Below are 13,994 nucleotides of genomic sequence, written 5' to 3'. Positions count from 1 at the left end.
GGCCAGGACATTAGCTGTCTGCTTCCATGGCAGCGGGCATGGCGGCCAGGGTGGCTTCGTCAGACAGCAGGTCATGCAGGGTCTGGGAGGCCAGCTGCGAGTTGCCGTCCATCACTCCATCCAGCCATACCAGCGCTTGTTCCCGGTTGGCGTTTTCCAGGCCGTTGGCGGCCAGATAGGCCTTGGCCAGGGCCAGCCGTGCGGTCTCGTGCCCTTGGCGAGCGGCTTGCAGCAGATAGTCGGCTCCCTGCCGAGTATCACGCTCCAGGTTGTCACCGCGCAGATATTCGCGGCCAAGGTTGGCCTGGGCGCCGGCATGCCCCTGGTCGGCTGCGCTGGTCAAAAGCTGCTCTCCTCGCTGTACGTCCTGGGCCAGTTGCTGGTCGCCGCGAATCAGCGCCGTGCCCAGGGCGGAGCGGGCCGACAGGTTGCCGGCCTCGCTGGCCTGGCTGAGCCAGCGTTCGGCCTGCTCTCCATCGGCGGTGACACCCTGGCCATCCAGATAGGCCTCACCCAGAGTCTGGGCAGCGTACTGGTTGCCTGCTTCTGCAGCCTGTTGCAGCAGCTGACGGCCTCGCTCAGGGTCGGCGTCGACCCCATTACCGCTCAGCAGCAGCTCGCCAAGGTCTGCTCGCGCGCCGGCGTGGCCTCCCGCCACCGCCATCTTGAGCAATTCGGCGCCCTTGGCGGGATCCCTGCTGACCCCATCACCGTCCAGGTACATCCGGCCCAGGGCGGCGGCGGCGCCAGGGTGACCCTGACGAGCGGCCTGTTCCAGCCAGCGACTGGCCTCGGCGTTGTTCTGGCCAATGCCCTGACCGTCACGATAGGCGCGACCGAGATCCGCCATGGAGTTGACGTTTCCCTGGCGCGCAGAAGCGATCAGGGCCTGGATATCGCCGGCCTTGCCGCGATCCCGTTGGGTGCGCAGCAGGGCTTCAGCCGCGGAGGGATGGCCCGCTTGCTCGGCCCGTTCAAGCCAGTCTGTCGCCGCGGTCAGGTCGCGCTCGACACCGGTACCATCGCGATAGGCTCGGCCCAGCACCACCATGGCATAGGCGTCGCCCTGCTCGGCAGCTTGTGTCAGCAGACGACGACCCGCCTCGACTCTGGGGCTGACCTCCGGCTGCGCCGATGGGGTGGGAAGCCTGGTTGATGACGTGGTTGATGACATGGTCGAGGACGCGGCTGGCGTCTGCGGATGTGAGGGTACAGAGGCCTGCTGGAGGCCTTGACCACCGGCCAGGTCGCCGGTGAGGTAGGCTTCACCCAAGCGAGTGGCCGCGCTGGTGTCGCCCGCCTCGACGGCCTGGGACAGCAGGCGCTCTGCTTCATTGGGCTGGTAGGCCAGCGGGCCGTCCTGCTGCAGGTAGGCCTCACCCAGTACCCGCAAGGCGCCGGTCTGGCCCTGCTCGATGGCCTCGCGCAGCAGGCGTTCGGCGCGGGCCGGGTTGGCGGCTACGCCACGGCCTTCGAGATACAGCTGTCCCAGCTGCTCGGTGGCGAAGGGGTGCCCCAGTTCATGGCCACGCTCAAGATAGCGAGCGGCCATGATCGGCTGTGACGGCACCCGTTCGTCAGACAGGTAGACCTGGCCGAGAACCGCGAGGGCCAGAGCGTCATCGCGGTTGGCCGCTTCCTCGAGCAGGCGAATGCCTCGCTGCGGCTCGGCCGGCAATGCATCCCCTTCCAGCAGGGCACGGCCCAGCGTGACACGCGCCGTCACGGAGTCTTCGGCGATGGCCTTTTCAAGCCATGAGCGGGCTTCCATGGGACGCGCTCTGAGCCCGTCTCCCTCGAGCAGCAGTTTGCCCAGGCGCTCCATGGCATCGACATCGCCCGTCTTGGCCGCTTCACTCAGCAGCTCAGCGCCCTGGTCGGCGCGGCCGCTTTCGAGCATCTCACGGCCGGCCTTGGCGACAGCGCCAGGATCACCCGCCTGGGCGGCCTGAGTCAGCCAATGCAGGCGCTGCTCATCGTTGCCGGCAAGCAGGCCATCCGCGGCGTACAGCTCGGCCAGCTCGGTCATGGCCTTGACGTCGCCGCCACCGGCTCGCTCGCGCAGGCCTTCGGCATAGCGCTGCGCATATTGGCGTGAGCGCTCGGGGTCGTTGTCCAGCCAGCCGCCTTCAGCGTAAGCCTGGGCCAAGGCCAGAGTGGCATCGGCATTGCCGGTGTCAGCCGCTTGACGGTAAAGCGCCAGGGCACGCTGAGGGTCGGCGGCAACGCCGTCGGCACCGCGAGCCAGTAGCGATGCCATGACCACCCCCTCGTCACGGCCAATCTGCTCCTCCATGGCCTGTTCGAGCAGGTAGTAGGCGAGTACCGGGCGGTAGGGGGCACCTTCCTGCTCAAGGCTCAGCTTGGCCAGATTCAGCGATGCGTGGCCCAGTATGTAGGAAGGGGTGCGCACGGCGTCTTCATAGTAGGTGGCCGCCTTGGCGGGGTCTGCCTGGATGCCTTTACCCTGGTCCCAGATCTTGCCCAGTTCGTAGTACGCCTTGGGTATGTCCTGGGCCGCCACGGCCTTCAGTTCGAGGATCGCCTCGCGGGTCTGTCCCGCGGCGACCAGCTGCTCGGCTTTGTCGAGCGCGTTGTCATGCATCCATTCGGGATTGCGCGGCTGTTCGCCATCAAAGAAGTCCTGGTACTGCGCCGGCAACGGGTCGACCCCGGTCGACTGGAACTGCGAGCCCGGCGCGGCGCAGCCGCCCAGCCACAGGGCCATGGCGGCGGATGCGGTCAGCGGAAAGGCCTTCGACCAGCGCAGGCCTTGAGGAGTAAAGGAGCGAAAGTGGGGGAGCATCATGGGCAGGCCTCCTGGGGCTTTTTTATCGGTCACTGCGATACAGCGTCATCGGCAAGGCCTTCGAAGGCGGTCGTCTCGCGCCGGCTTTCGTCGATGACCAGGTGCTGTTGCGCCTGCGGTGACATGAAGTAGAGCGTCTGGTAGCCGCCGGCGCTGCGGTTGTAGACCGGACGGACCTGAGTCAGAAATTCCTCGATGCGGGGATCATCGAAGTGGTTCTGGTAGATCTCCATCCAGGCAAAATACTGGTTGTCCTTGAGAAAACCGGTGTACTGCTCGCGAGGAGCAAGGTCTCCAAGAGCTTCCGGGTTATTGAAGATGGTCAGGGCGAAGTCCACCGCATCGTGGATGCTGTGGCCGTCTATCTCGAGATCGAAGATGTCGTAGCCCTGACGCGCGATGACCTGCATGTTGGTGATCAGGTAGAGCAGGGCATAGTTCTGGTAGTGAGTGGCGCGACGACCCCGGTCGATTTCCAGCGGGAAGGCGCCCTGATCAGTCATGTCGGACAGTGCCGAATAGATGGCGCTGACACCGAAGCGAAACAGTTCGTCATCCTCGGTCACCACCCCGATCACGCTGGCGTAGAGGGCTCGCCGGTAGAAGTGGTTGTTGCAGCAGCTGTTACCGGGCTGCCCGGGAATCTTGGCGTGCTTGTGCGCCAGCCGGTTCAGCCACTCTTCGATGCGCTGCTTGGCCTGGGTGTGGCCCTCGACCTCGGGCCGCACCACCGAGTAGGCCATGCCGGCGGCAAAGATCATCGACTCGGTGGCGAACCACGCCTGGGGCTCCATGGGATCGTAGTGGAAGTCGGTCAAGGCATCGTGCTGCGCCCATTGATCAAGGAACGACACCAGGCACTGTGCATAGTAGTCGTCGGCGGTGGCGACGAAGGAGCCAGCCAGCATCGATACGCTGTCTTCAAAGTCGAACAGCGGCTGGGAGGCCAGCTCCCACTCCTTGGGGCTGGGGTAGTAGCCTGGAATACGCAGCCGGGTCGTGATCGGTTCCTGTGCCAGCAGCTGCTGGCAGCTCGGCCCGTTGGAGAGCTGGTCGATTTCCTGCAGCAAGATGGAGTTATCGGTGCTTGCCAGCATCTGCATGCGGCTGTCCACATCGAAGTAGGAAGCGTCAGGTCGCGTCACGCGGTAGTCGCTGAGGTCGAGTTCGGCTCGCTCTTCCAGGGTCATGGCCTGGGCCGCTGTCGATACGGCGGCCAGCGCAAGGCTGCCCGCCAGCACGGCAGGTAGCGCTGTCCAGGCCGAGGCGATGATGCGAGGCGATGATCCGCGCAAGTCAGGCATGCAGGGTCTCCTTGTTGACGGCCCGTGGGCCGTCACACTCATGAACGTGGTGCGTAGAAGTGAAAGTCGGCGAAGTCGACGTGCTGGTCCCGCGGCGTGCGCCAGTCCTTGCCATGTCCACCAAAGAAGGTGGAGAACATGAGGCCGTCGATGTGAACGCTGTCGCTGGTGCGATAGGTGATATCGGTCTGCTCGATCAGCGGCTGGCCATTAACCCAGACGCGAGCGACGCCATTGGCCTGGCCGGGATCATTGAGGATGATTTCCTGTTCCAGCGTGACCCACTGTCCGGATGGAAAGCTGAAGCGCCCACGGGCAATGGAGTCACCGTAGTCGTTGTCACCGCCCACCACGTATTCGTAGAGCTCGCCTTGACCGTTCTCGCGCCACATGTAGCGCATCGAAAAACCGTTTTCGCCGGTGACGTCATCGCCGCCGCTGGGGGCTTCACCGCCAAACAGACCCGGCAGCTTGCCGCCCTTGACGAAGTCGAAACCCTGCTCGAAACGGACCCGATAGCTGAGGCAGGCGTGGTCGCTGCCTGACAGTTCGGCGGGCTCGGCGTAGAAGCCGGCACCACCGACGTCGGTGTCTCCCGGTGAGGACGTTCCTTGCGGATAATGCACGCGCAGGGCGGGCGTCTCGGCGTGTCCGGCGAGCAGTTCGACGTTTTCCTCGGTGCCCCAGGTTCGGGTGGTGTCAAAGCCCTCTCGAATCGCATCGTGAGCGCTCGACTCGCCAAGCATCGGCGCCGGAGACGCTACCAGCGGAAGGCGGGTGGAGCAGGCAGCAACATCGGGCCGTCCTGGCTCGTCAGCGGCCTGGACCAGCAGCGGTTGTGCGGCCAGTACGGCGAGGACAGAAGCGGTCAGGCGCGTCGTGTTGGTCATGGCGTGTTCTCCTTGATCACTGTCATGCAGCGCTCAGGGGAGGCGCTCCCCTGACGCGTCGATGGCGAGGGCATCAGCCTGCCTGGTTGGCCTCAGGGCTTTCCTCGGCGGAAGAAAACAGTCGACTGGCCTGCTGGTAGATGCCGCGGCCGCTCTGCCAGATCCACTCGGCGGTGGCGCCCAGCAGCGCCTGTTCGGTGAAGCGCACGTCCACCGGGGTGCCGACGCTTTCGACGGGCAACGGCTTTTCCGGTACCAGCAGCACGCTGGCGACGTTCTGCTGCTGGCGCACCCAGCTGGGGAAACCCGCGCGGGGCTGGCGCTCGATGTCGAGAGCCACACTGCGCACCCTGGCGCTGATCGTGCCTGAGGCATTGGGCAGTGACAGGTAGGCCAACTGATCCGGCTCGATGCGGTCGATGTCGTCCATATGGACCAGGGCTTCGACCATGACCTCGTCCTGACCGGTGCGCATCAAGGTCATGATCTTTTCGCTTTCATTGATATAGGTGCCGTCAGAACTGGACAGGGCCCAGGCGACCAGGCAGTCGCAGGGGCTGTAAATCTCGTTCTGGGACTGGCGTGCCTGCAGTGCGGTGACGCGGGACGCCTGGAAGTCCCTGGCCGTCTCGAACTGGTCGATCCGGGCCTCGGCAATGGCGGGAGACACCGTCTCGAAGCTGACGGCTTCGCCGTTGCCCGGCTCAGCGGAGTTGGCCAGGCTGACCTGACCGCCGTTGGCGCTATCCAGGCTTTCCTGCAGATTCTCGATCAGTTGGCTGTTATAGCGTTGAGCCGCCTCGGCCAGAATGAGGTCGGACTCCAGGTCTACGTCCTTGACCCGCGTGAGTGCTTCGTCGCGGGTGACGCGATCACCGGCTTCCAGCTCATGGGCCATCAAGATACCGGGGCTAGGGGCTCGAATATCGATGCGTGGTGCGGTGACCGCGGCAAAGCTGGGTTCAATCAGCATGAAGTTGCGGTAGGCCGTGGCCGCCGCCACGATGGCCAGAACCGCAAAGCCCATGAACAGCGCCACGTAACGACCCAAGGGCTTGGGGGGACGCGCCGCCGGTTGCGGTGCACTGCCCGCTCCACGTCGCTTGCGGGGAGTCTGGCTGTCTTCACCCTGCAACAGCTGTTCGACGTTCAGCGGCCGTCCTGCCAGATGGGCTCGCACGACCTGGCGCAGCAGCTCCAGGTGGGAGGGGGAAATGTCGGTAATCTCGAAGCCAGCGTGATGCGTACCGGCGCGCCCCTCTTGTGCGAGGCTGTGGCGGCAGCTGGCGCCGACCGGCACCAGCAGTTCCCCGCTGGCGGTCTGGATGGCGATCTCGCCGCGAATGCGCGCATCCTTGCGCATGGCTTTCGGGCTTTCGATCGCGAACCCACCCTGTGACAGGTCGACGCCGCGAAAACGGTTGCCATCCTCGAAGCGCACTTCAAAGGTCGGCGTGACGCGGATATAGCGGCGTTCATCGCGTCGCTCGTGGGCGAGGCCTGGGCGGCTGTCACCGTTGCTGGTACTGGCGTCATGGCCAGCCTGCCCGAGGCTAGGCTCTGCCCGCTGTTGAGAGGGCGAAGAGGCAGGACGTGACGAAGGTGTCTCTTGATCGTGGTGGTCGAAGTAATCGCTCATGGCGGTATCTGAGATCCTGTGTCGAAGTTGGCCGTGTCGGGACGTATCTGGTCGTGCGTATCGATCGGGTATCGTGGGACGCTTGAATGGCGCGGCGTAGAGCCCCTAGGGAGGCGCAACAGTGGCGGGGCTAGCGGCGGCTCCTGACTGACCAAGAATGTCGAGGGATGTGGCGTCCGGGATCTTCAGCACACCGGTTGCCAGGGTCAACACGAACAGCATCAGGCAGACGTGGAAGGCATGCAGCAGATGCCCCATCCGCCGCTGTCGACGAACCGCCTTGGGGTTGTCCGGTTCACCTGCAGAGATTCCCTGGCGCGACCATTTCTGCCGATTGAAGCGAAAGCTCACGTAGGTCTTGAGCAGGGCGCCGTAGACCTGGTTGTAGTAGATCAGCGGAATCCACAGCAGGCTGAAGCGACCGCGCTGCCAGGCAAGAATCAACGTCGAGATGCCCCTGGTGAACAGAATCCACAGGGCATAGGCGAAGATGAACGACGGGCGCACGAACAAGGACACCAGTATCGCCACCGACGGCCCGATCAGGGTCGTCCACATGGAGAGACGCTGGTCGATCAGGCTCCACCAGGTGAATAGCCCCATTGGGCGCGGACCCAGGGCGATGGCTCGGCCACTGGTGCGCAGCATGTTGCCGTACCAGCGGCGCATCAGATCGGTGGTAGAGGCGAAAAAGCGCGTGCGATCAGGTAGCTCCTCGAAGCCAGAGACGTAGACGTCCGGCAGGTAGAGCATCTTCCAGCCATTTTTCAGCAGCCAGTACCAGGTCGACTTGTCGTCGCCGGACAGGAACTTGAAGGTGCCGAAGCGCCAGTGATCCACGTGGTCGTTCTCGACCATGTCAATGAAGTCAGGGTGGGTAGCGAGGTCTGCACGAAAGGCACTGTAGCGCCCAGTGAGCACCAGCAGGCGCTCTGACACAGACATCGAACTCATCACCAGGTGGCGTTGCGCGTAGCGCAGGTCGTACCACTCCTTGGTGGCATCGTTGCCAGTGACGATCGCACTGTTGTTGGTCGTCAGAGCGCCAAGGTCATCACGCAGCGCGAAGAACGACAGCGAGCGCTCCAGGGTGCCGGGTTCCAGCAGAATGTCACCGTCCATGGACACCAATAGCGCGTCCGGTGCCGGTGCACGACGGGAGATCGCACGTAGCACCTCGGCCATGGCGGAGCGCTTGCCGTCGCCCTTCTGGAACATGTATCTGACTTCGATATGCCCGGGCCAGCCATGCTCCTGCAGGACGTGGGAGATGATGTCCACGTCGGTCTGGTCCGACACCGAGGCGAAGACCGTCGTCGGCACGCCGTAGCTGCGGGTTTCGCGAATCAGCGCATCGTAGACGCGATAGCAGACGTCCGGATCGATCCGAAACGAGGTGCACAGCACGTACAGCTCCGACGGCCTGCCGGCGTCACCCAAGGCATCGGCCTGTGCCCGCATCCGAGGGAAGATGCGGCGGTTGTACCACACCGAGCGCAGGGCCTGGACGAACCACCAGGAGTAGCGCCAGGCACCCACGGCACCGATGGCAAAGAAGAAGCTCTTCGACGCCGGTGAGAACACCTCTGATGGGAGTTCACTGACCAGCACGACGAGCAGGGCGAGCAGCAGAGCCAGGGTGGTCAACTCCGTGGCCTTGCTGGCCACGGAGGTGTGCTTGGGAAGTGATGACATGGTCGAGCCCTCACACCCTGGGTTGCTGGAGAGACGCTCCACGGCCCATGGCGTAGTACTCGAGCCCAGCTTGTTCCACATCCTCGGGGGAGTAGAGGTTGCGGCCATCGATGACCAACGGATGGTTAAGCGTGCGAGCGATCTTGTCGAAGTCCACCGTGCGGAAGGCTTTCCATTCGGTGCAGATGACCAGCGCGTCGGCGCCTTCGAGGGCGGCATCGCGCTGTTTTGACAGGCACAGGTCCGGACGCTCACCGTAGATGCGATGACACTCGGCAGCGGCTTCGGGGTCGAAGGCCTGGACCCGTGCGCCGGCTTGCCACAGTTGCTCCATCAGCACGCGACTGGGGGCTTCGCGCATGTCGTCGGTGTTGGGCTTGAATGCCAAGCCCCAGATGGCGATGGTGCGTCCTTCGAGGTTGCCATGCAGCGCAAGTTCCAGCTTGTCGAACAGTCGCGTCTTCTGGTTGTTGTTGACGGTTTCCACCGCCTGAAGCATGCGCGCTGGTGCTCCCACTTCACTGGCCGTGCGCGCCAGTGCCTTGACGTCCTTGGGGAAGCAGGAGCCACCGTAGCCACATCCCGGGTAGATGAAGTGATAGCCGATGCGAGGATCACTGCCGATACCGTGCCTCACCTGTTCGACATCCGCTCCCAGATGCTCTGCCAGGTTGGCGATTTCATTGATGAAGCTAATTTTTGTCGCAAGCATGGCGTTCGCTGCGTACTTGGTCAGTTCGGCACTACGGACTTCCATGAACATCAGCTTGTCGCGCTGGCGGCTATAGGGCGCATAGCATTCGCGCATCAGGCGGCGTACTCGATCGCTGTCGGTTCCCACCACGATACGAGCACCACGCGAGAAGTCCTCGATGGCGGCCCCTTCCTTCAGGAATTCCGGGTTTGAGCAGACATCGAAATCGACATCCAGCTGACGACCTTCCAGTGCGTTGGCAACGGCTTGAGTGACCTTGTCGGCTGTACCCACCGGCACGGTGGACTTGTTGATCACCACTCGATAGTCATCCATGTACTGGCCAATGGTCTGCGCCACACCCAGCACATGGGTCAGGTCAGCACTGCCATCTTCGTCAGGCGGAGTTCCGACCGCGATGAACTGAAGCAGACCATGCGCGACACCCTCTTGTGGGCTGTCGGAAAAGCGCAAACGACCGTCATCCATGTTGTGGCGGATCAGCTCTTCCAATCCTGGTTCGTAGATAGGGACTTCGCCGCGCTTGAGTCGGGCGACCTTGACCTGGTCGACGTCCACACACATGACATCGTGTCCTACGTCAGCGAGGCAGGCGCCGGTGACGAGACCCACGTAACCAGAACCGTGAATGGTGATCTTCATGAACCCTCTCCTTGCGAACGTCTGTGGTAGTGGGGGCTGCCCAGGTGCACTCACGCTGTGGTGCTGTGGCGCGGGTCAAGCCTTGTACTGGGTGTTCTGGTGCGCAAAGTCTGGGCCATGTTTCATTGATTTATATAAAAAACAGATACCTACGGCGTTTCGTCTTTGGCGTGCCTAGCCGTTCGGGCTCAGTGAAAGACGAAAGTGTCTCTCTAAAGAGACGCATGTATGTGAGCTTTGTATAAGTCCTTAAAAATCAACACCCTAGATGTTGCCCATTAGATACGCCTTGAGCTTTGTTGGTATAACTAATTGAAATTATGTGTTTTTTTCTGAATCAGGAAGGCGTGCTGAATTCACCCCGGCGCTGCGGGCGGCGCGCTGGTGCTAAAGACGGTTTTTGACGACTTAGCAACGTCATGCCTGGGGGGAGGAGAAGAGACGGTGGGAGCCGGCTGTCCGGCGTGCCTCCCAAAAGAGTGAGGCACGTCTTGGGCGTCGCCCTCTAGGAAGCAGGACCACAAAAGATCGCTGATTTAACGAGTTAGCAGAAAATGACTAGATAACTAGTGTTAGAAGGTGTGTCTCAGATAGATATGGTCACGGCAGTGAGTACCAGTATTTTAATCTTAGGTAATGTGAGTTCTATATGATTTTGATGTGTGAAAATGCATCTCTAATCTAAGATTGATGCTTATAAAATTGACCAAACTGAGCGTTCTGCAACGGAATGCTCTTTGTGCCTGTACTTGAGTCCAATGCCGAGACATAAGGTGCTTCGCTAATACTGCTTCCAAATTGTGCTGGATGTGCGGGTTGTTTGCAGACTGCAGATATGTGCAACAACGGAACGCACCGACAGCTATCTGGAGATAACTAGCGGGATGCGCTGAGTCTTGGCGGGGTCATTGTGGCCACGGTACCCGGGACGGCGAGGCACACCGCGAGACAGGGGCAGGGACTCGATAATGAGCACAGCGACAGTGGTGGCGGTTCAAGGGCAAGCGTGGATTCAAAGCGAAGACGGGACGCTTCGAGAGCTTCGTCCTGGAGACCAGATCCAAGACGGCGAGAGACTGGTGACATCCCAGGGTGGTGAGGTGTCCATCGCTCCCGGCGGCACCGGTGCTCCTCAGGCGCTGACGGGGAGCGGGCAGGTAAGCCTTTGGGAATCCCCCCAGGGGGCCGTCGATGCGGTGCTGCACACCACTGAAGCCGGAGACAGTGCGGGCGACGGTGCGCTGGACTCCCTCGGTGTTCCGCTTGCCGCAGGCAGCGCTGCCTTGATTGACGCCCCTGTACCCGACGGTACACAGGCGGCTTCCACGGGTGAGGGTGAGGAGCTTGCCGAACTCGCTGAGCTTGCCGATCAGGCCGACAACGTGTTGGGGGACGCAGAGCTCAATGACCTGCTCGCGGCGATCGATGCTGGAGATGGTGATCTCTTTGACAACCTCGAAGATCCGGCTGCCGGTGGCGCTGGCGGCGGCGATGATGAAGGTAGCAACTTTGTCCGTCTGCTGCGCATCGTGGAGCTGGTGGACCCGCTGGCGTTCCAGTTTGATCTTGGTGGACGTGACGAGCTCATCGACCGTGACTTCACCGGCGTCGATGCCGTCGATCCCGGTGACGATGACGAAGGTGTGACACTGACCGGGCTCGATGGCCCTGGAGACGGCGGCACGCCGGGATCTGGTGGCCCCGGTAATCCAGGAGGTCCTGGCAGTCCCGGTAACCCGGGAGGACCTGGCGGTCCCGGGAATCCTGGGGGATCCGGCGATCTGCCGGTGGGCGCGTCCAGCGCTGAACAGGTCCTCTACGAGGCCGATCTGAGTGGCGGCACCCGCGGAGATAGCACGCAGCTGATTCGCAGCGGTTCCTTTGGTTTTACCTCTCCGGATGGCTTGTCAACGCTGTCCGTAGGCCCTGTTACGCTCACCTTTGCTCAGCTGAGCGCGCTGGGAACCTCGCCGGTCACTATCGTTACCAAGCACGGGCTTCTTACGTTGACCGGTTTTTCCGGTAGCGCAGCCGGTGGCACGGTCAGCTACACCTATCAGTTGACCAATAACGTGGATAACGATGCCGAAGCGGGTGCCACAGACGGTGGCTTCCTGGACAGCCTGGCGGTTCGCGCAGTGGACGTCGATGGCAGTAGTGCCGGTGGTTCGCTGGACATTCTGATTATCGATGATGCGCCTGTTGCGGTGGACGATGCCATTGTCGAAACGACAGACGATGCTGCGGTCACGCTCAACGTTGTCACCAATGCCACCGGTGCCGATACCCTCGGTGCCGATGGCGCCAGCCTCACTGCGGCCGAGCTGGTCGACGCCGATGCCGGCAGTCTGGTGTTCAATGCCGATGGCACCATTACCTACACCCCAGCCCCTGGATTCGAAGGCACCGCTGAGATCCGCTACACCCTTACCGACAATGACGGCGACACCAGCCAGGCCACCTGGCGGGTGGTTGTTGAGGATGACGAGCCCGTTGTTCAGGTGATGCCGGATGCACCGAACGCTTCCGGAAACGGCGAAGTCGACGAAGCCGGTCTTGACGACGGCGGCAGCCAGGCTGCCACCGACCTGGAGACCACCAGCGGCACCATCGCCATCGATACCGGCTCCGACAGCGTGGGCTCGGTGGTGATCAGCGGCGTGGATGTGACCAACGGCGGCACCGTGCAAGGTACCTACGGCACCCTGGTCGTCAGCGTGGTGAATGGGGACTACAGCTATACCTACACCCTGGACGACAACATCACCGACCATAGCAGCCAGGGCACCGGCAGCGACGGCATTCAGGACGTGTTCAGCCTGGTGGTGACCGACTCCGACGGCGACGTCAGCGATCCGGCCAATCTGACCATCGATATCAAGGATGACGTGCCCGAGGCCACCGACGACGCGGCCGAGACCGACGAGAACGTGGCGATCACCGTCAACGTGCTGGACGGCAGTGCCGGTGGCCTGGACGTGGCCGGCGCCGATGGTCCGGTGACCCTGACCAATGCCGCGCTGCAGGACCCGAGCCAGGGCAGCGTGAGCTTCAATGGTGACGGCAGCGTGACCTTCACCCCGGCGACGGGCTTTGAAGGCGACGTGCTGATCGACTACACCATCACCGATGCCGACGGGGATACCGCTAACGCGACCCTGACCATCACCGTGGACGCTACCCCGGTGGTAGAGGTGAACCCCGAGTCGCCCAATGCGTCTGGCAATAACGAGGTGGACGAGGCCGGTCTGGACGACGGCGGCAGCCAGTCGGCCACCGACCTGGAGACCTCCAGCGGCACCATCGCCATCGATACCGGCTCCGACAGCGTGGGCTCGGTGGTGATCAGTGGCGTGGACGTGACCAATGGCGGCACCGTGCAGGGAACTTACGGCACCCTGGTCGTCAGCGTGGTGAATGGGGACTACAGCTACAGCTACACCCTGGACGACAACACCACCGACCATAGCAGCCAGGGCACCGGCAGCGACGGCATCCAGGACGTGTTCAGCCTGGTGGTGACCGACTCCGACGGCGACGTCAGCGATCCCGCGGCCCTGACCATCGACATCAAGGATGACGTGCCCGAGGCCACCGACGACGCGGCCGAGACCGACGAGAACGTGGCGATCACCGTCAACGTGCTGGACGGCAGTGCGGGCGGGGCCGACGTGGCCGGCGCCGATGGTCCGGTGACCCTGACCAACGCCGCGCTGCAGGACCCGAGCCAGGGCAGCGTGAGCTTCAATGACGACGGCAGCGTGACCTTTACCCCGGCGACGGGTTTTGAAGGCGACGTGCTGATCGACTACACCATTACCGATGCCGACGGGGATACCGCGAACGCGACCCTGACCATCACCGTGGACGCGACCCCGGTGGTGGAGGTGAATCCCGAGACGCCCAATGCGTCTGGCAATAACGAGGTGGACGAAGCCGGTCTGGACGACGGCAGTCAGTCTGACACCGACCTGGAGACCACCAGCGGCACCATCGCCATCGATACCGGCTCCGACAGCGTGGGCTCGGTGGTGATCAGTGGCGTGGACGTGACCAACGGCGGCACCGTGCAGGGCACCTACGGCACCCTGGTCGTCAGCGTGGTGAATGGGGACTACAGCTACACCTACACCCTGGACGACAACACCACCGACCATAGCAGCCAGGGCACCGGCAGCGACGGCATCCAGGACGTGTTCAGCCTGGTGGTGACCGACTCCGACGGCGACGTCAGCGATCCCGCGGCCCTGACCATCGATATCAAGGATGACGTGCCTGAGGCCACCGACGACGCGGCCGA

The 13,994-nt window shown here is 62.9% G+C and carries 7 protein-coding genes; 1 reads left to right on the top strand and 6 read right to left on the bottom strand.

Translation table 11 applies throughout. From position 1 onward, the window contains the following. Window positions 1-10: 10 nt before the first annotated feature. From KUV45_RS04330 to KUV45_RS04305, 6 genes are all read right to left on the bottom strand, one after another. The gene (locus KUV45_RS04330; RefSeq protein ID WP_224852002.1) at window positions 11-2,809 is read right to left on the bottom strand and encodes an SEL1-like repeat protein; all 2,799 of its coding nucleotides are present in this window, start codon (window positions 2,807-2,809) and stop codon (window positions 11-13) included. A 29-nt stretch (window positions 2,810-2,838) separates the two neighbouring features. Continuing rightward, on the bottom strand, window positions 2,839-4,113 hold the full coding sequence (locus KUV45_RS04325; RefSeq protein WP_206944777.1) for an alginate lyase family protein: 1,275 nt from the start codon (window positions 4,111-4,113) through the stop codon (window positions 2,839-2,841). Window positions 4,114-4,151: 38 nt separating this feature from the next. Then, on the bottom strand, window positions 4,152-5,003 hold the full coding sequence (locus KUV45_RS04320) for a polysaccharide lyase (RefSeq protein WP_206944776.1): 852 nt from the start codon (window positions 5,001-5,003) through the stop codon (window positions 4,152-4,154). 73 nt (window positions 5,004-5,076) lie between these two features. Continuing rightward, window positions 5,077-6,642 carry a PilZ domain-containing protein gene (locus KUV45_RS04315; RefSeq protein ID WP_222164289.1) on the bottom strand — a complete coding sequence of 522 codons (1,566 nt, stop codon included), beginning with the start codon at window positions 6,640-6,642 and terminating at the stop codon, window positions 5,077-5,079. A gap of 105 nt (window positions 6,643-6,747) precedes the next feature. Then, on the bottom strand, window positions 6,748-8,337 hold the full coding sequence (locus KUV45_RS04310; RefSeq protein WP_224852003.1) for a glycosyltransferase: 1,590 nt from the start codon (window positions 8,335-8,337) through the stop codon (window positions 6,748-6,750). Between the two features lie 10 nt (window positions 8,338-8,347). Then, window positions 8,348-9,694: a UDP-glucose/GDP-mannose dehydrogenase family protein gene (locus tag KUV45_RS04305; RefSeq protein WP_222164288.1), complete on the bottom strand. Its 1,347-nt coding sequence runs from the start codon at window positions 9,692-9,694 to the stop codon at window positions 8,348-8,350. A gap of 968 nt (window positions 9,695-10,662) precedes the next feature. Here KUV45_RS04305 and KUV45_RS04300 point away from each other — a divergent pair. After that, window positions 10,663-13,994: retention module-containing protein (locus KUV45_RS04300; protein WP_222164287.1), on the top strand; the 3,332-nt coding region annotated here is incomplete at its 3' end.

The sequence above is a fragment of the Halomonas sp. DP3Y7-2 genome, assembly GCF_019800795.1.
Taxonomy (GTDB): Bacteria; Pseudomonadota; Gammaproteobacteria; order Pseudomonadales; family Halomonadaceae; genus Halomonas; species Halomonas litopenaei_A.
The sequence above is the reverse complement of the archived record's forward strand: the minus strand, read 5'-3'. Positions and strand labels throughout refer to the sequence as shown.

Bases quoted from the DNA above. Each gene is read 5' to 3' on its own strand.
- KUV45_RS04315 (WP_222164289.1), bottom strand. From the start codon at position 6,642: ATGAGCGATTACTTCGACCACCACGATCAAGAGACACCTTCGTCACGT.
- KUV45_RS04310 (WP_224852003.1), bottom strand. From the start codon at position 8,337: ATGTCATCACTTCCCAAGCACACCTCCGTGGCCAGCAAGGCCACGGAG.
- KUV45_RS04305 (WP_222164288.1), bottom strand. From the start codon at position 9,694: ATGAAGATCACCATTCACGGTTCTGGTTACGTGGGTCTCGTCACCGGC.
- KUV45_RS04325 (WP_206944777.1), bottom strand. From the start codon at position 4,113: ATGCCTGACTTGCGCGGATCATCGCCTCGCATCATCGCCTCGGCCTGG.
- KUV45_RS04330 (WP_224852002.1), bottom strand. From the start codon at position 2,809: ATGATGCTCCCCCACTTTCGCTCCTTTACTCCTCAAGGCCTGCGCTGG.
- KUV45_RS04320 (WP_206944776.1), bottom strand. From the start codon at position 5,003: ATGACCAACACGACGCGCCTGACCGCTTCTGTCCTCGCCGTACTGGCC.